This is a genomic window from Pseudomonas sp. KCJK9000, from assembly GCF_046230725.1.
GTDB classification, from domain to species: Bacteria; Pseudomonadota; Gammaproteobacteria; order Pseudomonadales; family Pseudomonadaceae; genus Aquipseudomonas; species Aquipseudomonas promysalinigenes.
The window spans coordinates 1-22,315 of record NZ_JBJJLN010000012.1 but is presented as its reverse complement, the minus strand read 5'-3'; the positions used below and the strand labels follow the sequence as shown (position 1 = coordinate 22,315).

The following is a 22,315-nucleotide window of genomic DNA, read 5'->3' as shown; positions in this document are numbered from 1 at the left end:
AAAGCGGCCCACGGGCAGGGCATACTGCAGCTCTGTACTGGTGCTTTTCAGGATCTGCCCCATGCAATTGGACCGTGCCACTGGCTGGTTTCACGGAAGCGGAATCACCCACTGCCCCTCGCCGAACTTCAATGCTCGCCCCGAAGGCGAAGCGATCTCCCTGCTGGTGATTCACAATATCAGCCTGCCGCCAGCCTGCTTTGGTAGCGGCAAGGTGCAGCAGTTTTTCCAGAATCGGCTGGACCCCAACGAACATCCGTATTTCACCAGCATCAGTCACCTGACGGTCTCGGCCCACCTGTTCGTCGAGCGCGACGGCGCGGTGACCCAGTTCGTGTCGCTGCTCGACCGGGCCTGGCATGCTGGGGTGTCGTGTTTTAACGGGCGTGAAGGCTGCAACGACTTTTCCATCGGCATCGAGTTGGAAGGCACTGATGATCTGCCGTATACCGATAGCCAATATGCCGTGCTCGAGCAACTGACGCGGCAGATCCAGGCGGCCTGGCCTGTGATCGACTTCGAGCGTATTCAGGGCCACAGCGACATCGCCCCTGTGCGCAAGACCGACCCTGGCCCAGCGTTCGACTGGGCGCGTTACCGCAAGGCCCTGAGTGGCAACGAGGACTGCGCATGAGCTTTCTGGTGCTGATAGTGGTGCTGTGGGTAGAGAAGTTTTCTGCGCTGCGCCACCGGCTACAACGAGACGGTGTCTTTCTAGGCGAGCTGATGCGCCTCGAGCGCAGCGGCAAAGTGCACCCCTGGTGGACGCTGGCGGCCCTGGTGCTGGCCCCGGTGGCTGTGCTGGTGCTGTTGCTGCATGTGCTTGAGCCGGTGGCCTATGGCCTGCTGGCTTTGCCGGTGCACTTGCTGGTGCTGATCTACAGCTTGGGGCGCGGTGATGCCAAGGGCGCTCTTGGGCCGTTTCGTGACGCCTGGCGCCGTGGCGATGACCAGGCTGCGCTGCATGTGGCCGAACGCGACCTGGGCTTGGTGGCCGACGAGCCGCACAGTTTGCTGGTGCGGGTACAGGGCTATCTGTTGTGGCAGGCCTACCAAAGCTTCTTCGCGGTGATCTTCTGGTATTTCGTGCTCGGCCCAGGTGCGGCACTGGCCTACCGGCTGCTGGCCCTGACCGCCGAGCACAGCCGCCAGCCTGGCCTCAGTGCACGGGCGCAAGGGCTGCGTCATGCCTTGGACTGGCTGCCTGTGCGGGCGCTTGCCTTGAGTTTTGCACTGGTCGGCAATTTCGTCGCAGTGATGCGGGTGATGCTGCACGAGTTGCTCAACTGGCATATCAGCGCTGCGCACCTGGTGGCCAAGGTTGGGTGTGTAGCCGATGACAGCGCGCCAACCGAGGATGCCCAGCGTGGCTTGAGTCGGCTCGATAGCGTGTGGGACCTCCTGCTGCGATGCGCTGTGCTGTGGTACTCAATGTTTGCTTTGTGGACAGTGCTGATGTAGCTGAGCGGTTAACCTTAAGTTACAAACCTCCGATTCGATCTGCGGTATACAAGTGGCCTAGTGCTATCTCTGCAGAACAACAAGAATCGATGGAGGTGCCCTGTGACGCCTTTGCTATATCCAGCCATTGCGCTGATGAACAGGCTGAGCTTCGGCCAGAAGTTCAGCCTGATCAGCGTTTTGTTCTTCCTGCCCATGCTGGCCACCAGCTTTTACCTGGTGCGCGATGCCTATCAGCAGTTTCATGCCACCCGAGCCGAGTTGCAGGGCATTGCGCCCCTCGCGGCAAGCCTGGGCCTGCGCGCCGACCTGGAGTCGCTTGGCAACTTGGTGCAGATCAATGCAGTACTGGGCCAATCGGGCCAGGCAGGCGATCTAGATACACGTATCACGGCGTTGCAGGACAAGGTTCAGGCGCAGGTGCGCAGCCTGCAGGATCAAGCCACCTTAGCCCAGGGCACCCTTGAGGAACTGGCCAAAGCATTTGCCAATGCCCAGGCCGAGTCATCGCTGCAAAGCAAGGTCGCGCTGCTCGACAAACTGTTGACCATGGCCCAGATGCTCGGCAAGCAGGTGGCCAGCCACAGCGGCCTGAGCCAGGATAGCGACGCCTCGGTGCGCCAGTTGAGCGAGCTGATTGGCGGCGCCACCGCACAAGTCACCCAAGCCCTGGGCGAAGGCCGGGCCATGGGCGCCATCGCGCTGGGCCGGGGGTTTATGGATTCCTCTGGCAGTGCGCGCTTCGAAGACCTGTTACAACGCCTCGATCGCCTTGCCGGCGACTATGCACTGCGGCTTGACCAGGCCCTTGCTTCGGACCTGGGCGCAAAGCCTGCGTTGGCGCAAGTGGCTGGCAGCAGCCAGGCGACGGTCAGGCAGGCCGCGTCTTTGTTCGAGGCACAGGTGGTGGTGGCCGAAACGCTCGACGCGCCATGGCAGGCATTTTATCAACAGGTCAGCGACTTGATGGCCCAGACCTACCGGCTGAACGATGCGGTAATCGGCCAACTGCAGGAGCAGTTGCAGCAGCGCCTGGGCGAGCAACGCTTGCGCATGGTGGCGCTGGGGGCCCTGCTAGGCGGCGTCTTCGTGCTGATTCTGTACCTGTATGGCGGCTTCTATGTGTCCACCCGGGCCACGTTGCGCCAGCTTGGCGGGGCAATGGACAAGGTCGCAGCCGGCGATATGACCGTCAGCTTCAAAGCCCAGAGCCGCGATGAGTTGGGCGAGCTGGGCCAGGGCTTCAGCGAAACCGTACAGCGAATTCGCGCGCTGATCGATCAGGTCGGGCGCACCGTGGTGGCCGTGGAAGAACAGGCCGGGCAGGTACTGGCGGTGTCAACGCGAAGCAATCAGGCGGTCGGTGGCCAGCGTCAGCAGATCGAGCAGGTGGCCACGGCGATGAACCAGATGAGCGCCACCGCTCAGGAAGTGGCACGCAGCGCCACACTGGCCGCTGACGGCGCTCAGCAGGTCAACCTCGAAGGTGCCAACGGTCGCTCCCTGGTGGCCAGCCAGCAAGCGAGCATCGGCCGCCTGGCTGAAGAGATCGATCAGACCGTGCTGGCCATCAACCGCCTGGCTGACGATAGCCAGGCCATCGGCCAGGTGCTGGAAGTGATCCGCGGCATCGCTGAGCAGACCAACCTGTTGGCATTGAATGCCGCCATCGAAGCGGCCCGTGCCGGCGAGCAGGGCCGTGGTTTTGCCGTGGTCGCCGACGAAGTGCGAACCTTGGCACGCCGTACCCAGGACTCCACGGCGCAGATCGCACAGATGATCGCGCGCCTGCGCGAGGGCGTAGCGCAGGCCGTGCAGGCGATGGGCAGCAGCCATCAGATGACGGCGGGCACCGTCGATGAAGCGCGGCAGGTGCAGCAGGCGCTGGGCAATATTCTGGCCGCCGTCGGCGGTATCGTTGAGCAGAACCAGCAAATCGCTGCTGCTGTAGAGCAGCAGACAGCGGTGGCCCACGACATTGACCGCAACATCGTCGCGATCAACCGCGCAGCCCAGGACACCACGCAGGGCGCCTGCCAGACCGAAGATGCCAGCCGCGTGCTGTCGAGCCAAGTTGTAGAGCTCAAGCGCCTTATCGGTACTTTCAAAGTCTGAGCGCGGCGTGAGTTACCAGCCAAACAGCTCGCAAGCATTGCGGCTGCTGGCCTCGGCCAATGCCTCTGGCGCGATGCCGATCAGTTCGGCCAGCGCCTGGGCAATTTCCGGCAGGTGCTCGGGGCTGTTGCGTTGCCCAGCAAACATGGCCGGGGCCATGTCGGGCGAGTCGGTTTCCAGCACGATGCTGTCCAGCGGCAAGCGCGCCACGGTCTTGCGCAGGCGCAGCGCCTGGGGCCAGGTCGCTGCGCCGCCCAGGCCCAGGCAGAAACCGAGTTTGATGTACTCACGGGCCTCTTCGTAACTGCCGGCAAAGGCATGGATCACTCCCCCTCGCGCCGGCTTGTAGCGCTTGAGCGTGGCGATCACCTGGGCGTGGCTGCGGCGCACGTGCAGCAATGCAGGCAAAGCGAAGTCGCATGCCAATTGCAATTGCGCTTCGAACAGCGCCTGCTGGCGCTGTTTGTCCAGCCCTTCAAGGTAGTAGTCCAGGCCGAACTCGCCCACTGCGCACAGCCGCGGATCGCCCTGCAGGCGCGTCAGCCACTCGTGCAGCTGCTGCAAGTGTTCCGGGCGGTGCTGGTCGAGGTACACCGGGTGCAGCCCCAAGGCCGCGTACACGCGGCCCTCAGCGCAGGCCAGGTCCCACACCCGCTGGAAATTGGCCTGATACACCCCCAGCACCACCATGCGCTGTACCCCTCGGGCTGCCGCGTTGGCGAGCAGCTGCGAGCGGTCGGCGTCGAAGTCGGGAAAGTCGAGATGGGTATGGGTGTCGATCAGGCGCATGCTCAGGCCGCTGGGATGCGTTGCTTGAAGGTACGGCCGATGGCGTGCACCCCAGGTTCGTAGCGTTTGTCCTCGATCGCGGCCAAGGCCAGTTCCAATGCAGTAGCGGCGATCTGGCCGTGCTGCTGAGCCATGGCATTGACCGGCAACGGCAAAAAGTCGAGCAACTGATTGTCGCCGAAGGTGCCCAGCTGCAGCTGGCGCGAATTGGCCGGGCGTGCCTGCAAGGTATCGAACACACCCTGTAGCAGCACGTAGGATGTGGTGACCAGGGCATCGGGAAGGCCACCATGGTCGTCGATCAGTTGCTGCATCAGGCGTTGGCCGCATTCACGGCTGAAGGCCTCGCCCTGATAGCGGCGCACTACACCGTCGAAGGTCTGCATGGCTTCGTCGAACCCGCCGGCACGGGCCTGGCTGACCGACAGCTCCGGCCGCGCGCCGATCAGCGCTATGCTACGAGGGGTGGTGGCCAGTAGGCTGTCGGCCAGTTGGCGGCTGGCATCACGATCGTCGCTGATCACTGAACAGAAGTAGGCGGGGTTCAGTCGCCGGTCGATGGCTATCACCGGCAAGCCTTTGTCTTGCAGCGTGCGGTAGCTGTCGTCCTCCGGCGGCAGGCAGCTGGCCACGAACAGCGCATCGCAGCGGCGCGCACGAAATAGCTGCTGCAGTTGGCGCTCGCTTTCGGGCTGGTCATCGCTGCTGGCGATCAGCAGCTGGTACCCGCGGGCGCGCGCGCCTTGCTCGAGCTGTTTGGCGATGCGGGCATAGCTGGGGTTCTCCAAGTCCGGGAGAATGAAGCCCAACGTGCGGGTATGCCGGCTGCGCAGGCCAGCAGCCTGAGGGTTGGGGGTAAAGCCGTGAGCTTCGACCACTGCACGCACCCGTTCTACAGTGCTATTGCTGATGCGCTGTTGTTCGGCCTTGCCATTGATGACATAGCTGGCAGTGGTCACTGACACACCGGCCAGGCGGGCGATATCGCTGAGTTTCACCGAATTTTCCTTGTTATTACCGGGACTGGCTACGGGGCCAGGACCGGAGAGTTTGACCCGGGTAGGCCGCTTTGCGCAGGCGACCATTGTTGCAATTGTCCGACAGGATGGGGCTTTTTCCTCGGCAGATTATCGAGTAACGTGGCCGCCTGGTCAGATTAAACGTTTCAGCTATCAATTTTTTCTGCCTCGTCCGCCGTGCTTTCATGGCAGTCGAACTGGCTGATTGCGTGAATATCACAACAATACCTCAGTACCTGGCATCAAAACCAAGCCTGGGCTGCAAAAGGAGAAGGTCATGCTCGAGCTCGCCAAAGAGCAGATAGCCATGGGCCAAAAGGCCACCGACAAGGCCGAGGCCCTGCGCCTGCTGGCCGACCAACTGGTAGCGGACGGCCTGGTCGCCGAAGGGTATCTGGACGGCCTGCAGGCGCGCGAGGCGCAAGGCTCGACATTTCTGGGGCAGGGCATCGCCATCCCGCACGGTACGCCACAGACCCGCGACCTGGTATTCGCTACCGGTGTACGTTTGCTGCAGTTCCCCGACGGGGTGGACTGGGGCGATGGGCAACGGGTGTACCTTGCAATCGGTATTGCTGCCCGTTCCGACGAACACCTGCGTCTGCTGCAACTGCTCACCCGTGCCTTGGGTGAGACGGACCTGGCAGAAGCACTGCGCCGCGCCAGCTCTGCCGAAGCGCTGCTCAAGCTGCTGCAAGGTGCGCCCCAGGAGTTGGCCCTGGATGCTCAGTTGGTGGGGCTGAACCTGCCCGCCGAAGATTTCGAGGAGCTGGCCTGGCGTGGCGCCCGGCTGCTGCAGCGCGCCGGTTGTGTCGACAGCGGCTTTGCTGCCGTGCTGCAGCAGTCCGAGCCCCTGCCGTTGGGCGAGGGCCTTTGGTGGTTGCACAGCGAGCGCCAGGTGCGCCAGCCTGGCCTGGCCTTCATCACCCCACAGCAGCCGCTGCGTTATCGTGACCAGCCGCTCAACGGCCTGTTCTGCCTGGCCAGCCTTGGCGCGGCTCACCAAGCGCTGCTCGAGCGCCTTTGCGAAGTGCTGATCGAAGGCCGTGGGCAAACGCTTTACCAGGCCACCAGTAGCCGGGCGGTGTTGCAGGTGTTGGGGGGCGAGGCCCCGGCGGACTGGCCAACAGCGCGTGTCGTGTTGGCCAACCCCCACGGGCTGCATGCCCGCCCGGCGAAGGTATTGGCACAGCTGGCCAAAAGCTTCGAAGGTGACATTCGTCTGCGGGTGCTCGATAGCGCGCAAGCTGCCGTATCGATCAAGAGCTTGAGCAAGCTGCTGAGCCTCGGCGCTCGTCGGGGGCAGGAGCTGGAATTGAGCGCTGAGCCGTCGATTGCCGGCGAAGCACTGCCGGCCCTGCTGGCGGCGATCGAGCAAGGCCTTGGCGAAGACGTCGAGCCGATTACGCTCGCCCCTGCAGCGCCAGAGGTCGAAGAAGTGGTTGTACTTCAGGCACCTGCTGCGGGCAGCCACATCCAAGGGGTCAGTGCCTCCCCCGGAATCGCCTGTGGCCCTGCGCATGTCTGCGTCGAGCGTGATATCGATTACCCGCTGCGCGGCGAGTCACCCACCCTGGAGCGCCAGAAGCTGCGCGCTGCACTGGAGGTGGTGCATGGCGAGCTGCAAGCGCTGGTGCAGCGCAGCGGCGCGTCGATTGGCGAAATCTTCGTCACTCACCAAGAAATGCTTGCCGACCCGGATCTGACCGACGAGGTCGACGCCCGCCTGGGCCAGGGCGAAAGCGCAGCTGCCGCGTGGATGGCGGTGATCGAAGCGGCTGCGCGCCAGCAGGAAGCCTTGCAGGATGCTCTGCTGGCCGAGCGCGCTGCCGATCTGCGAGACGTTGGCCGCCGGGTGCTGGCCCAGCTATGCGGGGTGCAGGCGCCGGTCGAGCCCGAGCAGCCCTACGTGTTGGTCATGGGCGAGGTTGGCCCGTCCGATGTCGCGCGCCTGGACCCGGCCCGTGTTGCCGGTATCGTCACCGCCCACGGCGGTGCTACCGCGCACAGTGCGATTGTTGCCCGCGCCTTGGGCATTCCGGCAGTGGTGGGCGCAGGTGCTGCGATCCTGCTGCTTGAAGCGGGCACCACACTGTTGCTCGATGGCCAGCGCGGTATAGTCAGCGTGGCCCCGCCGGCTGACGAACTGCAACGCGCGCTGGCTGAGCGCGACGCGCGTGAACAACGCCTGCAAGCCGCTTGGGCCAAGCGCCACGAGCCGGCGGTGACCCGCGATGGGCATGCCGTCGAGGTGTTCGCCAACATTGGCCAAAGCAGCGGCATCGACAAGGTGGTGGAGCAGGGTGCCGAGGGCGTTGGCCTGCTGCGCACCGAACTGATCTTCATGGCCCACTCGCAGGCTCCGGATGTCGCCACCCAGGAAGCGGAATATCGGCGGGTGCTCGACGGCCTGGAGGGTCGGCCGCTGGTGGTGCGCACCCTGGATGTTGGCGGCGACAAGCCCTTGCCGTACTGGCCCATCGCTGCCGAGGAAAACCCGTTCCTGGGCGTGCGTGGCGTACGCCTGACCCTGCAACGCCCGCAAATCATGGAAGACCAGTTGCGGGCCTTGCTGCGCGCCGCCGACCAGCGACCGTTGCGCATCATGTTCCCAATGGTCGGGCAGATTCACGAGTGGCGCGAGGCGCGCGCCATGGTCGAGCGCCTGCGCCAGGAAATCCCGGTCGCCGACCTGCAGGTCGGGATCATGGTCGAAGTGCCCTCGGCCGCCTTGCTGGCGCCGCAGCTGGCCCGTGAAGTGGACTTCTTCAGCATCGGTACCAATGACCTGACGCAATACACCCTGGCCATCGACCGTGGCCACCCCAGCCTTTCAGCCCAAGCCGACGGCCTGCACCCTGCGGTGTTGAGCCTGATCGACATGACCGTGCGCGCCGCCCATGCCGAAGGCAAGTGGGTGGGTATCTGCGGCGAATTGGCCGCAGACCCGCAGGCGGTGGCTGTGCTGCTGGGCCTTGAGGTGGACGAGCTCAGCGTAGCCGCTCGCAGCATTGCCGAAGTCAAAGCCTTGGTGCGCCAGGCTGATTACCAAACGGCCCGCGCCCTGGCGCGCGAGGCCCTGCAACAAGACAGCGCCGCGGCGGTTCGCGCGCTGGTGGAGCGTTACTGAATGGCCAAGATCCTAACCCTGACCCTGAACCCTGCGCTGGACCTGACCGTCAGCCTCGACACCTTGCGCCCTGGGCACGTCAACCGCGCCCAGGCTCAGCAGAGTCACGCCGCTGGCAAAGGCCTGAATGTGGCTCAGGTGCTCGCCGATCTGGGCCACCAGGTCACCGTCGGTGGTTTTCTGGGCAGTGACAACCTGCAGCCGTTCGAAGCGCTGATCGCCCGGCGCGGTTTCACCGATTGTTTCGTTCGCGTGGCCGGTGAAACCCGCAGCAACCTCAAGCTAGTCGAGGCCGATGGCCGGGTTACCGACATCAATGGCCAAGGGCCGCACGTCGATGAAGCGGCCCGCAACGAACTACTGCGCCTGTTGGCCCAAGTAGCGCCAGGGCATGACGCCGTGGTGGTGGCAGGTAGCCTGCCCCGGGGCATCAGCCCTGCGTGGTTCAGCCAGTTACTGGAGCAATTGCGCAAGCAGGGGCTCAAGGTGGCCTTGGACAGCAGCGGCGATGCCTTGCGTGCAGGCTTTGCCAGTGCGCCGTGGCTGGTCAAACCCAATACCGAGGAGCTCGGCGAAGTGCTGGGTACTGCGGTGCACACTGCCGACGAACAGCGTGCTGCTGCCCAACAGTTGTTGGCAAAAGGTGTCGAGCATGTGGTGGTGTCGGCCGGTGAGCAGGGCGTCAGTTGGTTCACCGCTGGGCTGGCGCTGCATGCGCAACCGCCGAAAGTGCAGGTTGCCAGCACCGTAGGCGCGGGTGATTCGCTGGTCGCTGGCATGGTCCACGGCCTGCTGAGCGCACAGAGCCCGCAGCAGACCCTGCGCGCTGCCACCGCCATCGCCGCGCAGGCGGTGACTCAGGTTGGCTTCGGCATCCACGACCGCGCCCAGCTCGCACAACTGGAAGCCGGCGTGCAACTGACAGAACAACAAGAGGGTTGCCGATGAATATTGCCATTGTCACTGCCTGCCCCAATGGGCAGGTGTCCAGCGTGCTCAGCGCCCGCCTGTTGGCGGCTGCCGCCCAGCGCCGAGGTTGGAGCACCTGTGTCGAGGTGCAGGACAGCGAACATCCCGAGCGCCAGCTGACAGCAGCCGAAATCGCCCAAGCCGATTGGGTGCTGGTGGTCAGCACCGGGCCGGTAGACCTCGCGCGCTTTGCCGGCAAGCGCGTGTACCAGAGCACGCCAGCGCAAGCCCTGGCCGACCGCGAGGGCTTTCTCGACGAGGCAGCGGGCAAGGCTCAGGTGCTCACCGCCCAAGCACCCGCTGCAACGCCTACGGCCACTGCGAAAATCGTCGCGGTGACCGCCTGCCCAACCGGCGTGGCACATACCTTCATGGCTGCCGAAGCCTTGCAGCAGGCGGCGCAACAATTGGGTTATACGTTCACGGTCGAAACCCAGGGCTCGGTGGGCGCGCGTAATCCGCTATCGGCCCAGGCTATCGCCGAAGCCGATGTGGTGCTGCTGGCTGCCGACATCGAGGTGCCCACGGCCCGCTTTGCCGGCAAGCGCATCTACCGTTGCGGCACGGGTATCGCTCTGAAGCAGGCACGCGCCACCCTGGACAAGGCCCTGGCCGAAGCCAAGGTCGAAGGTAGCGCAGAGGCGTCTGCGGCGGCGCCTGCCAAGGCCGAGAAAACCGGCGTCTACAAGCATCTGCTGACTGGTGTGTCGTTCATGTTGCCGATGGTGGTGGCTGGCGGCTTGCTGATTGCCTTGTCATTCGTGTTCGGCATCGAGGCCTACAAGCAGCCGGGCACTTTGCCGGCAGCACTGATGCAGATCGGTGGCGAGGCTGCGTTCAAACTGATGGTGCCCTTGCTGGCAGGTTATATCGCCTGGTCGATCGCCGACCGCCCCGGCCTCGCCCCAGGCATGATCGGTGGCTTGTTGGCCAGCACCCTTGGGGCCGGGTTCATCGGCGGCATCGTCGCCGGTTTTCTCGCAGGCTACAGCGCCAAGGCCATCGCTCGCTGGGCACGCCTGCCGAGTAGCTTGGAGGCGCTCAAACCAATCCTGATCATCCCTTTGCTGGCCAGCCTGTTCACCGGCTTGGTGATGATCTACGTGGTTGGCCAACCGGTGGCAGCGATGCTCGAAGGGCTGACCCATTTCCTCGACAGCATGGGCACCACCAACGCCATCCTGCTCGGGCTGCTGTTGGGCGGCATGATGTGTGTCGACCTCGGCGGGCCCATCAACAAAGCGGCTTACGCGTTCTCGGTGGGGCTGCTGGCCTCCTCCAGCTATGCGCCAATGGCGGCGACCATGGCCGCTGGCATGGTGCCGCCCATTGGCCTGGGCATCGCCACTTTCCTGGCCCGCCGCAAGTTCGCCCAGAGCGAGCGTGAAGCGGGCAAGGCAGCGCTGGCGCTGGGGCTTTGCTTCATTTCCGAAGGGGCGATCCCGTTCGCCGCCAAAGACCCGCTGCGAGTGATCCCTGCGAGCATTGCCGGCGGCGCTTTGACCGGCGCGCTGTCGATGTACTTCGGCTGCAAGCTGATGGCGCCCCATGGTGGGCTGTTCGTGCTGCTGATCCCCAATGCGATCAACCATGCGCTGTTGTATCTGCTGGCGATCGTGGCCGGTAGCCTGGTGACGGCGGTTGTGTATGCCGTGATCAAGAAGAGCGAGCGGGTAGAGTTGGCCGTTGCGCCCGTGAAAGGCTAAAGCAATTGGCTGGCATCGCCGGCCTCTTCGCGGCTAAAGCCGCTCCTACCGGTTTAGCGCTGCCCTGGTAGGAGCGGCTCCAGCCATAAAACGGCCATGGTCGTTTAGCGCCCGTGCTTCTGGCGCAATGGCAGCAATAGATCTGCAAGGCCGTTATGGTCGACCTCGTGCATCAATGCCAGCAACCCGCCCAGTTCTCCTGCTGGAAAACCCTTTCGTGCAAACCAAGCCAGATAATCACCGGGCAGATCGGCAATGACCCGCCCCTGATATTTTCCGAAAGGCATGGTGCGGGTAACCAGCAGTTCGAGCATTTCCGGTTTCATTGATGAGGCCTGGCTAAGGGGAAGCACCGACCATACTGCAAACTGCACGAGCGCCCAAGCGGCAATCATGCATAACGCCGTTTTCAGACGGACTGATAGTTTTTATAAGTATCTGATTTTAAAGGCTTTATAAGATTGTCGCCGGTTGGCATGAAGGCTGCTCTAGTAATGGTGACTATCACCTGCCAAGGAGTTATGCCATGAGCAACCCTAACAAAGACGTTATCGACGTACTGAACGACCTGATCGAGTACAGCAAGGATGGCGAAAAAGGCTTCAGAGAGTCGGCCGATGATGTGAAGAACCCAGAGCTCAAAGCGTTCTTCGTTCAGCGGGCCGGTGAGTGCGCCAACGCTGCAGGTGAGCTGCAAAGCGAAGTCCGCCGCCTGGGTGGCGACCCGGAAACCTCCACCAGCTTCAGCGGTGACCTGCACCGTGGCTGGGTCAATCTCAAGTCGATGGTTACCGGCAAAGATGAAGAAGCGGTGCTCAACGAGGTCGAGCGCGGTGAAGATCATGCGCTGAAGGCTTATAAAGAAGCCCGCGAAAAGCTGGCCAAGTTGGGCCGTGGTGCCACCGACGAGAGCTATAGCCTGGTCGAACGCCAGCTGCAGGGCGTGCAAGCCAATCATGACCAAGTCAAAGCCCTGCGCGACGCTGCCCGCGCTCGCTCCTAAGTGATAGGGCCCTCGACCCGGTTTCGGCCACTGGCCTTAGCCCGGTAGAGGGCTTCATCCGCGGCACTCAGCACCTGAGCAAGGTTTTGTTGGGTGCCGGGGGTGTAAACGCCCACACCCACGCTTACCGTTACCGAATCCTCATCCCCAGCGAACGGTGCCAGCGCTTGTACTTTGGCACGCACTCGCTCGGCCAGCATCATTGCGCCTGGCTTATCCGTGCCCGGCAAAATCACCTGAAATTCCTCCCCTCCATAACGTGCCGCCAAGTCTGCTGGCCTGCGGACGCAGTATTTCAATGCGTTGGCCACTTCGCGCAGAGCATGGTCGCCCCCAGCATGCCCATGGCGCTGATTGAATGCCCGAAAGTGATCGACGTCCACCATCAGCACAGCCAGCGGCTGGCGCTTATGTTGAGCGTGTAGCCATTCGTGGCGCAGGACCTGATCGAGCCTGCGACGGTTGGCAAGTCCAGTCAGGCTGTCGGTGGCAGCCAATGTAGCCAGGCTTTGCTCGGCTTCATGTCGACGGCGCAGCTCCCGGCCCAGTAGCAGGGTTAACCAGAGAATACCGATACACAACACGCCGGTGGCGACACTCACCAGGGCCGCTGTGCGTCGCCAGGACTGGAATACTTCGTCGGTGGAATGCATCACCAACACGACCAGGGGCAAATCAGCGACGCGGGCAAAGGTATAAATGCGCTTGGCGTGGGTGCTGCCCGAGCGCGCGGTGAAACTACCGCTTCGCTCGCTGATGATGCGCTTGAAGTTGGGCCGCTCACTGTAATCGCTGCCAATTTGCGGATCTTCAGGGCGAGCAGGTTCGCGCGCCAATAGTTGGCCATCGGTGTTGAGCAAGTTGATGCTGCTCTGGGCACCGATATCCAGGCGGCGGAACAGTTCGCTGAAATAGGACAAGCGCAAAGCGCCTGCGGCGAGCCCGGCGAACTCACCGTGTGGCCAGTCGATGCGGCGGCTGAAACTGATGCACCAGCCCATGTCGCCCAGCTTGGCCTTGAACAACGGCCCTACCAGCAAGCCGAGGTTGGCGTGCTGCTGGTGGGCCTGGAAGACCCCGGTATGGCCAAAGTTCGCCTGGCGAGGGGCAAGGCTGTTGGAATCCCCCACCACATTGCCCTGCTTGTCCAGCCACAGAACATCCCCGCGGGTGCGGTCCACGAAGGCTTCATTGAACAGCAGGCGCTGGCGCATAGCGGCTGGGATCGTGGGCAGCTCACTGCGCCCAACTGCCCAGATCAGGTTTTTCAGCGACTGATCGTAGAGTTCGGCATTGCGTAGGATGTCGCTCTCGATCAGCTGCACGACATTGTTCGAGGCGCGAATGGCCGATTGCTCGACGCTGTCGCGCTCGCGTGCCAGCAGATAGCTGACGATGGCAACGATAGCCAGCACGGCAAAGCAGCTGCCCAGGTTAAGGATCAGCTCGGGTTGCGACCGGTTGAGTGCGAACGGCGGGGATCGAGTGGGCATGCGCGCTACTGCTGGGGCGAGGCCATTTTTGGCGGGCGACAGTGTAGGCAAGCGCGGATTGTCGGACAAGATTTGTCCGACGGAAATGCATGTCGAGGTATTTAGGGTCGTTCAGAAGTGGAGTCGTGATGCCAGACGAGGGCAACTGCCCCCGTCGGCGAACAGCATTCAGAAAATATTCAGTGGGTAATCGACGATCACCCGCAGTTCGTCGTTGTCGCTGTTGCTGTCGATTGAAGCGTACCCCTGGCTACCACGGTGCGTGGCGTAGCGCACTTGCACTGCCAGATCCTTCAGGTCACCTTCCTGGAATACATATTTCACGTCCAGGTCCCGCTCCCAGTGCATGGCGTTCTTGCCATCGGCGCGGTAGTAGTCGTAATGGCTGCTGTTCTGCGCGGCCTTGGTCAGGTCCGCCTCGCCGCGAGAGTAGGACAGTGAAGTGTTCAGGCCTGGAATGCCCAACCCGGCGAAGTTGAAATCGTACTGCAGCTTCCAGGAGCGCTCATTGGGAGCGTTGAAATCCGAGTACATCCGCGAGTTATCCAGGTAAACGCTGTCACCCAAGTTGATGTAATCGAACGGAGTGTTGCCGTTGACCCGCTGATAGGCGGCGGTAACGCTGTGGTAACCGGCGGCCACCGTAAAGTGCACGCTATAGGTGTTGTTGTCGATCTTGCCCAGCAGTGCCTGGCCGGTGTCCTGGGTGTGGTAGAAGTGCACGCCCGGGTTGAGGCTGACCAGGTCGTTGACCACGTAGGTGTAGTCCAGGTCAGCGTAATACTGGTTCCAAACGTCCTTCAACTCGGCCGCGTACAGGTTGGCCGTGACATGCTCGCTGCCACTCCAGGATGCACCGGCCCAGTTCAGGTGCTTGCTGGTCTGGCCTTCCATGTCGCCGTAGTAGGTGTCGATACGGCGGTGGCCACTCTGGTTGTACGGGTGGGTGAAGCTGACCTGACCGCCTTCGAGCAGCAGGCCGTCGACGCTGTGGTTGGTCAGGCTCACACCGCGAAAGGTCTGCGGCAGCATGCGGGTTTCACCCCCTGCGATCACCGGGTTGGTGATGAACAGGTCACCTGCCTTCAACTCGGTGTCGAAGGCCTTGAGTTTGACCGCAGCACCGGCTGTGGAAAACGAGTGCGGTGCGGCCCCCAGCTCACCGTTATCTTTGATGTGCTCTGGCAGAATGCTGGTGCCAGCGTGGCCGCCACCCCCGTCAAGTTTCAGGCCCAGCATGGCGTGGGCATCGAGGCCGAAGCCGACGGTGCCCGGCGTGTAGCCAGATTCGAAGCGGGCAACTGCACCCTGGCCCCACTCGCGGGTGTCGCGTACACCGGCATTGTGGTTATTGCGGTTGAAGTAGGCGTTACGAAAATGCAGGTTGAGGGACGAACCTTCGATGAAGCCATCAGCCTTGTCTTCATCTGCTTGGGCGGCGCAAGGGATCGTTGCAGTCAACGCAATGAAAATAGGGGTAAAGCGAAACGCGGAAGGCACCGGTAATAGCTCCTTTGGTCTGACGGTGGGGCAGTTTTTATTTTTTCGATGTGCAACGTTTTATAAGTGTGGATACGTCGGGGCTGATGGTTGAAGCACATAAAAAAAGCCGCTGATCGGCAGCGGCTTCAAAAGGCTAACATATCGGCACCGGCGGTGCCCATGGCGTAGCCAAGGGAGAACGGGAGCAGGTTCGACGAGCGATCAGCTATCGGCGTTGGCACTGTCGGAAACTTTGGAGGCCGTCTGTTCTGAGCCTTCTGCGGCATCTGCCTTGTGCGCCAAGACTTCGCGGGAGTCTTGGTGGCTGGCGGCAAGTTGTGCAGTGCGGGCGACGAAGGCCGGGGATTCTTCAGCCATGGCCAGGGGCGACAACAACAGGGACGACAGAATGAAAACGCTGGCAATACCCATACTGTTGGACATGATTGTAACTACCTTCTTGCGGTGCAAGTGCTATGAGGACAGGGGTAAAGTTAGTCCTTAAACTGCCGTGGAAACAGCATGTTTATCGATAAGCACTATTGCGCAAAAAGTAACGATCATTAAAGAAGTTGAGTTAGACAGCCCGCGCTGCTAGGACGGCTTCGCCATCCCCTGAATCGGTAGTCGAATCCCGAAGGTATTGGTCCCTTCTTCACTGCGCACGAACACTTCGCCGCCATGCATCAACGCAATGGCCTTGACGATGGCCAAGCCTAAACCGTGGTTGCTGCCACCGCGGTTGCTGCGTGCCGCATCCACCCGGTAGAAGCGTTCGAACAACAGCGGCAGGTGAGCGTCTTCGATGGCAGGCCCCGGGTTGCTCACGGCGATGCAGGCCTGCTCTGGCCCCGCCTCGATTTGTACCTGAATCATCTGATGGGGCGCCGTATGCTGCACGGCGTTGTTGAGCAGGTTGATCAGCGCCCGGCGCAGTTGCGCCTTTTCGATGGGCGCCTGGGCATCGCCGTGTACGCTGACACTCACCTGGGCGTCTTCGAGAATGTAATCCAGGTAGTCGAGGGTGGTGGCGACCTCTTCGGCCAGCGAGGCGCAGGTCAGGGCGGTGGCCTTGCTACCTTGGTCGGCGCTGGCCAGGAACAGCATGTCATTGATGATGCTGCGCAGGCGCTCCAGCTCTTCCAGGTTCGATTGCAGCACTTCGAAATAATGCTCGGCGCTGCGCCCACGGGTGAGGGCGACCTGAGTCTGGCCAATCAGGTTGGTCAAAGGCGAGCGCAGTTCGTGGGCGACGTCGGCGTTGAAGGCTTCAAGCTGCGTATAAGCCTGGCTGACCCGGTCCAGTGCGGCATTGAACGCGCTGGCCAATTGCGCCAGTTCCGGTGCCAGGTTGGCTGTTTGCAAGCGCCCATTCAGGCGTGGCGGCGCCAGGGCCTGAGCTTCGACCGATAGTGCCAGCAGCGGGCGCAGGCCAATGCGCGCTACCCAGTACCCCAGCACCGAAGCCAGCAGCACACCCAGCACGGCCAGGCCGACGATGGCCACCAAAAGACTGTGTTGCGCCTGCCAGAAGGTTTCGGTGTCGATGCCGATCATAAACCGCAGGGGTGGCCGCCCGCCCAGGGTCGGTAGCTCGCTGACCAGCACCTTGTACGGGTAGCGATGCTCGGGCAGGTGCAATTCGCGCATACCCGTCGGGCCTTCACTGAATGCGCGTATTCGCTGGCTGGGGTGGCCATACTCGAACGCCGGGTCGCCACTGATGACCCAAAAGCGGATGCGCTTGTCTTCTTCGCTCAGCAGGTCGAGCTTGTTGTTGATCTTGGCCCAGTGTTCACGCGTGCCATAGCGGTTCAGGGTGGATTCGAGCACACTGAACCGCGCATCCAGCTCCGCGGCCGGTAGCAGGTCCAGGCTGCGGTCGACCTGGCGATACAACGCCCAGCCGATCAGCACGAACACCCCCAGCGCCACCAGAATGAACAGGGTCGACAGGCGCAGAGCGATCGAGTTAAGCGGCACGGTTTTCAAGCACATAGCCCATGCCTCGAATGGTATGCAGCAGCTTGTTGTCGAACGGCCCGTCGAGTTTTGCGCGCAAGCGTTTGATGGCGACTTCCACAACATTGGCGTCGCTATCGAAGTTGATGTCCCAGACCAGCTCGGCGATAGCGGTTTTCGAGAGGATCTCACCCTGACGCCGGGCCAGTACGCTGAGCAGCGAAAACTCCTTGGCAGTCAGCTCCAGGCGCTGGCCGGCACGGCTGGCCTTACGGGCCATCAGGTCGATCCACAGGTCACCTACCTGGATCTGCAACGGCTCGTGGCTGCTGCTGCGCCGGGTCAGCGCCTGCAGCCGTGCGACCAGTTCCAGGAACGAAAATGGCTTGCCCAGGTAGTCGTCGGCGCCCTCGCGCAAGCCGTGGATGCGGTCTTCGACCCGCTCGCGGGCAGTGAGCATGATCACCGGCGTCTGTTTGCGCGCGCGCAACGCACGCAGCACACCATAACCATCCATGCCCGGCAGCATCACATCGAGCACGATCACCGCGTAGTCGTTTTCCAAGGCCAGGTGCAGTCCATCGATACCATCGCGGGCAAGGTCAACGGTAAAGCCCTGCTCAGTCAGGCCGCGGTGCAGGTAATCGGCGGTTTTTTCTTCATCTTCGATGATCAGTACACGCATGCTTGAGTCCTAGCTGGCACTTGTCGCCGCCGCGCCGGCGGCCTTACGGCGATGGAACAGGCGCTCCAGGGCCAAGTATATGACCGGGGTGGTGAACAGCGTCAGCGCCTGGCTCACCAGCAACCCGCCAACTACCGCGATACCCAGCGGCTGGCGCAATTCAGCGCCGGCGCCGAAGCCGAACATCAGCGGCACTGCGCCGAGCAGGGCGGCGAGGGTGGTCATGATGATGGGCCGAAAGCGCGTCAGGCACGCCTGGTGAATCGCCTGCTCAGGGGGCATGCCGTGGTGGCGCTGGGCCTGAAGGGCAAAATCGATCAGCAGGATGCCGTTTTTCTTGACGATCCCAATCAGCAGCACCACCCCGATCAAGCCCATGATGCTGAAGTCCTGGCCCATGGCCCAGAGCAGTATCAACGCACCCAGCCCAGCCGAGGGCAGGGTGGAAATGATGGTCAGCGGGTGGACCAAGCTCTCGTAGAGCACGCCCAGGATGATGTACACCGCAACCACTGCGGCGAGGATCAGCCACGGTTGGCTCGACAGCGAACTCTGGAATGCCTGGGCCGCGCCCTGGAAGTTGCCGCTGATCGAGTCAGGCATGCCCAGTTCGCGCTGGATGCGCTCCAGGACGTTCACCGCATCGCCCAGCGCTACGCCCGGTGCCAGGTTGAACGACAGGTTGGCAGCCGGGAACAGCCCGTCGTGGCTGATCGACAGTGGGCCAGTGCTCGGTGGCGCCACATGTGCCAGGGCCGACAGCGGCACCATTTCGTTGGTCAGCGGCGAGCGCAGGTAGAAGAAGTTCAGGCTCTCGGCCTTGCCGCGCTGCTGTGCGTCCAGCTCCAGGATGACTTTGTACTGGTTGGTTTCGGTCTGAAACTCGCTGATCTGCCGCTGGCCAAAGGCATCGTACAGCGCCTGGTCGACATCGGTGGTGGTCAGGCCGAAGCGCGCTGCGGCCTGGCGGTCGATGTCGATGCGGGTCACGCTGGCGCCCAACTGCAGGTCGTTGGACAAGTCGCGCAGCATCGGGTTTTCCCGCAGGCGTTCGGTCAGGCGTTGGGTCCACAGGTTCAGCGCCACCCCGTCATTGCTCTTGAGCACGTACTGATATTGCGTGCGCGACGGGCCAGAGCTGAGGTTGATGTCCTGGCCTGCGCGCATGTACAGGACGATGCCCGGCACCTTGGCAAGTTTAGGCCGCAGCCGGTCGATGAACTCGCTGGCTGACACATCGCGTTCACCGCGTGGTTTGAGGGCGATCCAGAAGCGGCCGTTGGCGATGGTCTGGTTGCTGCCGGTGACTCCCACCGAATGGGAGTACGCCTGCACGGCTGGGTCGTCGCCAATGATCTTGGCCAGCGCCAAATGTTTCTCGACCATCGTTGGATACGACACGTCGGCCGCCGCCTCTGTCGTGCCGAGGATGAAGCCTGTGTCCTGCAGCGGGAAAAAGCCCTTGGGGATACCCACATAGCCGACCACCGCCAAGGCCAACGTCACGCCGAACACCCCAAGCGTCAGGCGTTGATGAGCCAGGGCACGGTCCAGGCCTTTTTCGTACCACCCCAACAGCCGCTCGCCGAAACCGCCACGGTGCTCGCCTGGCGGGCGACGCATGAACAGCGCGCACAGGGTGGGGGCGAGGGTCAGCGACACCAGCACCGAAATCAGAATGGTAGAGGTGGCGGTCAGGGCGAATTCTTTGAACAACCTGCCGACTACGCCGCCCATGAACAGCAGCGGAATGAACGCCGCGATCAGCGAGAAGCTGATCGATATCACCGTGAAGCCAATCTCCCCCGCGCCTTTGAGCGCGGCGGTGCGGCTGTCGTCTCCGGCTTCGAGATGGCGGTGGATGTTTTCCACCACGACGATGGCGTCGTCGACCACGAAGCCTACCGAGATCACGATGGCCACCAGCGTGAGGTTGTTCAGGCTAAAGCCCAGCGCGTACATCAGCGAGCAGCTGGCGATCAGGGATACGCCCAGCACGCTGGATACCACCAAGGTCGCCGACCATTGGCGCAGAAACAGCGCCATTACCCCGATCACCAGGGCCACGGCGATCATCAGGGTCAGCTCGACTTCGTGCAGGGAGGCGCGGATGGTCTGGGTGCGGTCCTGCAGCACCGACACCTCGACCGACGCCGGCAGCATTTGTTCGAGTTTGGGCAAGGCGGCCAATACCCGGTCGACCGTGTCGACGATGTTCGCCCCGGGCTGGCGGAACACTACCAGGTTCAGCCCTGGCTGCTCGCCGGACCACGCTTTGACGTAGGCATTCTCGGCGCCGTTGACCACATTGGCGACATCCTGCAGGTGCACTGGCGCGCCATTGCGGTAGGACACGATGAGCCTGGCGTAGTCCTGGGGGTGAAACAGCTGGTCATTGGCCGCGATGGTAGAGACGCTGTGCTCGCCGTACAACGCGCCCTTGGCCAGGTTCAGGCTGGTCTGCTGGATGGCCTGGCGTACATCGGCCAGGGTCAGGCCAATGGCGGCGAGCTTTTCCGGTTGCGCCTGCACACGGATAGCCGGGCGCAGTTGGCCGGTGATGTTGATCAGGCCAACCCCCTCGATCTGGCTGAGCTGGCGCGCTAGTAGGGTTTCTGCGTAGTCGCTCAGATCATTGCCGGGCATTTGTGCCGAACTCACGGTCAGCACCAGTACCGGGCTGTCGGCCGGGTTGACCTTGCGCCAGGTTGGCGGGTTAGGCAGGTCCTGTGGCAAACGGGCGGTGGCGGTGTTGATCGCTGCCTGGACTTCCTGGGCGGCGGTGTCGATGTTCTTGTCCAGGGTGAACTGCAGGATCAGGGTAGTGGAGCCTAGCGCACTGCTGCTGGTCATCTGGGTCATGCCGGGGATGGCACTGAACTGCACTTCAAGCGGGGTAGCCACCGAAGACGCCATGGTCTGCGGGCTGGCACCGGGGAGCTGGGTGGTGACCTGAATGGTCGGGAAGTCTGCTTCAGGCAAAGGGGCTACCGGCAGCCGTGGGAAGGCGATGGCGCCCAGCAGCACCAAGGCGAAGGTCAGCAGCAGGGTTGCGATGGGGTGGTCGATGCACCAGGCCGAAATACCGTTGCGGGTATTCATGGCTGGCTCCTGCGGTCAGCCATTTCGGCAGGTGGCGGTGCGTCGGTAGTCACCTCGACCCGTGATCCGGGCTTGAGCCGCGATTGGCCGTCGAGCACCAGGCGCTCGCCCGGCTTGACCCCGGCGATGATAGTCAGGGCGCTGTCCTGATAGAGCACCTTGACCGGCACGCTGGTTACCTTGTCACCGTCCAAGCGGTAGACGAAGTGTCCATCGATGCCGCGTTGCACCACTGGCGGCGGCACCACCAACGCGTTCTGCTCGACTGCGGTGCGTAGGCGCACGGTCACCAGTTGCCCAGGCCACAGGCGGCCGTCCTTGTTGTCGAATTCGGCTTTGGCCCGCACTGTGCCGGTGTTGGCCGATATCTGGTTGTCGATCAGGGCCAGGTGGCCTTCGCCCAGCAGGCTGCGCTCGCCGTCAGCGTCCATGTAGGCCTCGACCAACGCCGCAGTGGGGGCCTTGAGCAACGTTTGCAGCGTTGGCAGCATTTGTTGTGGCAGAGCGAACTCGACGGCAATCGGGTCGATCTGGGTGACGCTGAACAGGCCTTGGGTATCGCTGCTGCGCACCAGGTTGCCTGGGTCGACGTTGCGGATACCCACGCGCCCGGTCACCGGTGAGCGGATCTGGGTGTACGACAGTTGCACTTGGGCATTGGCGATGGCTGCCTGATTGCCTTTGACCGTGGCCTGCAGCTGGTTGACCAGAGCTTGTTGCTGGTCGAGTGTTTGCTTGGACACGCTGTTATCGGTGCTGAGCAGGCGGTAACGCTTGAGGTCGACGTCGGCCCCCTGGATCTGCGCCTGGCTCTGGCCGAGCTGGGCACGGGCCTGCTCGAGGCTGGCACGGATCGCCCGGTCGTCCAGGGTGGCAAGCAGGTCGCCTTCCTTTACCCACTGGCCTTCTTTGACCAGCACTTGGGTCAGCACGCCCTCGACCTGGGGGCGGATCTCGACGCTGTGCAAGGACAGCACCGCGCCGATGGCGCTGGTGTAGCGCGGCACATCCTGCTGGGCGACGCTGATCACACGCACCGGCACCGCCGCTTGCGCGTGCGGTGTGGGGCCGAGCGGGCGCTGGGTGTACCAGAGGCCGAGGGCTGCAAGGGCAAGCAGTGCCAACGTGGCGATAAGGACAGCGCGAGAGGGACGTCGCATCGGCGCGGGCACCTGGGCCAGGGGGACGGGGAGTTGTAGTGGAGTTTATAGCGCGCAGAGCGGGTCGGCAGCGTGACGGCTGGCTGACAGCGGTGACAGATTGTAATTAAGCCTAGAGGCTCGGCGTGAGTTTTTCGGTGGAGCGTAGATCGAGCGCAGCTCGCGATGCTAGAGGCTCGGCGTGAGTTTTTCGGTGGAGCGTAGATCGAGCGCCGCCCGCGCGGCGCATCGCGAGCTGC

General features: G+C 62.9%; 17 protein-coding genes and 1 pseudogene. 8 read left to right on the top strand and 10 right to left on the bottom strand.

All coding sequences use genetic code 11. From position 1 onward, the window contains the following. Positions 1-61: 61 nt before the first annotated feature. From ampD to ACK59H_RS07900, 4 genes and pseudogenes are all read left to right on the top strand, one after another. A complete protein-coding gene (gene ampD, locus ACK59H_RS07915) occupies positions 62-634 on the top strand; it encodes a 1,6-anhydro-N-acetylmuramyl-L-alanine amidase AmpD (protein ID WP_060477585.1) in 573 nt (190 codons plus the stop codon). Then, positions 631-1,461, top strand: a complete 831-nt coding sequence (gene ampE / locus ACK59H_RS07910) for a regulatory signaling modulator protein AmpE (RefSeq protein WP_060477586.1) — start codon at positions 631-633, stop codon at positions 1,459-1,461. The genes ampD and ampE overlap by 4 nt, the downstream gene beginning before the upstream one ends. A gap of 135 nt (positions 1,462-1,596) precedes the next feature. Next, a pseudogene (locus ACK59H_RS07905) lies at positions 1,597-2,721 on the top strand (HAMP domain-containing protein); the annotation flags it as partial. Between the two features lie 141 nt (positions 2,722-2,862). Next, entirely contained in the window at positions 2,863-3,576 is a 714-nt protein-coding gene (locus tag ACK59H_RS07900) for a methyl-accepting chemotaxis protein (RefSeq protein ID WP_409264394.1), read from the top strand. Between the two features lie 12 nt (positions 3,577-3,588). Here ACK59H_RS07900 and ACK59H_RS07895 read toward each other — a convergent pair whose 3' ends face one another. Together ACK59H_RS07895 and cra are read right to left on the bottom strand one after the other, a co-directional pair. After that, on the bottom strand, positions 3,589-4,365 hold the full coding sequence (locus tag ACK59H_RS07895) for a TatD family hydrolase (protein ID WP_060477587.1): 777 nt from the start codon (positions 4,363-4,365) through the stop codon (positions 3,589-3,591). A gap of 2 nt (positions 4,366-4,367) precedes the next feature. Next, positions 4,368-5,363 carry a catabolite repressor/activator gene (cra, locus tag ACK59H_RS07890; RefSeq protein ID WP_060477588.1) on the bottom strand — a complete coding sequence of 332 codons (996 nt, stop codon included), beginning with the start codon at positions 5,361-5,363 and terminating at the stop codon, positions 4,368-4,370. A gap of 298 nt (positions 5,364-5,661) precedes the next feature. Here cra and ptsP point away from each other — a divergent pair, with 298 nt between their 5' ends. From ptsP to ACK59H_RS07875, 3 genes are read left to right on the top strand one after another with little or no spacing between them, the layout of a single operon-like run. Next, positions 5,662-8,514 (top strand): phosphoenolpyruvate--protein phosphotransferase, encoded by a 2,853-nt coding sequence (gene ptsP / locus ACK59H_RS07885; protein ID WP_409264384.1) that lies wholly within the window; start codon positions 5,662-5,664, stop codon positions 8,512-8,514. Beyond that, positions 8,515-9,462 carry a 1-phosphofructokinase gene (pfkB, locus tag ACK59H_RS07880; protein ID WP_060477590.1) on the top strand — a complete coding sequence of 316 codons (948 nt, stop codon included), beginning with the start codon at positions 8,515-8,517 and terminating at the stop codon, positions 9,460-9,462. After that, the gene (locus ACK59H_RS07875; protein ID WP_060477591.1) at positions 9,459-11,189 is read left to right on the top strand and encodes a PTS fructose-like transporter subunit IIB; all 1,731 of its coding nucleotides are present in this window, start codon (positions 9,459-9,461) and stop codon (positions 11,187-11,189) included. Before pfkB ends, ACK59H_RS07875 begins: the two co-directional genes overlap by 4 nt. Positions 11,190-11,293: 104 nt before the next feature. Here the strand turns inward: ACK59H_RS07875 and ACK59H_RS07870 are convergent, their stop codons facing one another. Beyond that, on the bottom strand, positions 11,294-11,515 hold the full coding sequence (locus ACK59H_RS07870) for a DUF3820 family protein (RefSeq protein ID WP_060477592.1): 222 nt from the start codon (positions 11,513-11,515) through the stop codon (positions 11,294-11,296). Between the two features lie 200 nt (positions 11,516-11,715). On the opposite strand from ACK59H_RS07870, the gene ACK59H_RS07865 reads away from it, so the two are divergent. Beyond that, entirely contained in the window at positions 11,716-12,192 is a 477-nt protein-coding gene (locus ACK59H_RS07865; protein ID WP_060477593.1) for a PA2169 family four-helix-bundle protein, read from the top strand. On the opposite strand, the gene ACK59H_RS07860 is transcribed toward ACK59H_RS07865, so the two are convergent. The 7 genes from ACK59H_RS07860 to ACK59H_RS07830 all read right to left on the bottom strand — a co-directional run bounded on the left by ACK59H_RS07860 (position 12,189) and on the right by ACK59H_RS07830 (position 22,076). Beyond that, positions 12,189-13,685, bottom strand: a complete 1,497-nt coding sequence (locus ACK59H_RS07860; RefSeq protein WP_060477594.1) for a sensor domain-containing diguanylate cyclase — start codon at positions 13,683-13,685, stop codon at positions 12,189-12,191. The genes ACK59H_RS07865 and ACK59H_RS07860 overlap by 4 nt on opposite strands. A gap of 168 nt (positions 13,686-13,853) precedes the next feature. Next, positions 13,854-15,185, bottom strand: a complete 1,332-nt coding sequence (locus tag ACK59H_RS07855; RefSeq protein ID WP_060477595.1) for an OprD family porin — start codon at positions 15,183-15,185, stop codon at positions 13,854-13,856. A 204-nt stretch (positions 15,186-15,389) separates the two neighbouring features. After that, a complete protein-coding gene (locus ACK59H_RS07850) occupies positions 15,390-15,611 on the bottom strand; it encodes a hypothetical protein (RefSeq protein ID WP_060477596.1) in 222 nt (73 codons plus the stop codon). Positions 15,612-15,761: 150 nt separating this feature from the next. Further along, on the bottom strand, positions 15,762-17,165 hold the full coding sequence (locus ACK59H_RS07845) for a heavy metal sensor histidine kinase (protein WP_060477597.1): 1,404 nt from the start codon (positions 17,163-17,165) through the stop codon (positions 15,762-15,764). Further along, positions 17,140-17,814, bottom strand: coding sequence for a heavy metal response regulator transcription factor (locus tag ACK59H_RS07840; RefSeq protein ID WP_060477598.1), 675 nt, complete (start codon positions 17,812-17,814; stop codon positions 17,140-17,142). The genes ACK59H_RS07845 and ACK59H_RS07840 overlap by 26 nt, the downstream gene beginning before the upstream one ends. Before the next feature lie 9 nt (positions 17,815-17,823). Beyond that, positions 17,824-20,916 carry a multidrug efflux RND transporter permease subunit gene (locus ACK59H_RS07835; protein ID WP_060477599.1) on the bottom strand — a complete coding sequence of 1,031 codons (3,093 nt, stop codon included), beginning with the start codon at positions 20,914-20,916 and terminating at the stop codon, positions 17,824-17,826. After that, positions 20,913-22,076 carry an efflux RND transporter periplasmic adaptor subunit gene (locus ACK59H_RS07830; protein WP_060477600.1) on the bottom strand — a complete coding sequence of 388 codons (1,164 nt, stop codon included), beginning with the start codon at positions 22,074-22,076 and terminating at the stop codon, positions 20,913-20,915. Before ACK59H_RS07830 ends, ACK59H_RS07835 begins: the two co-directional genes overlap by 4 nt. Between the last annotated feature and the right edge of the window lie 239 nt (positions 22,077-22,315).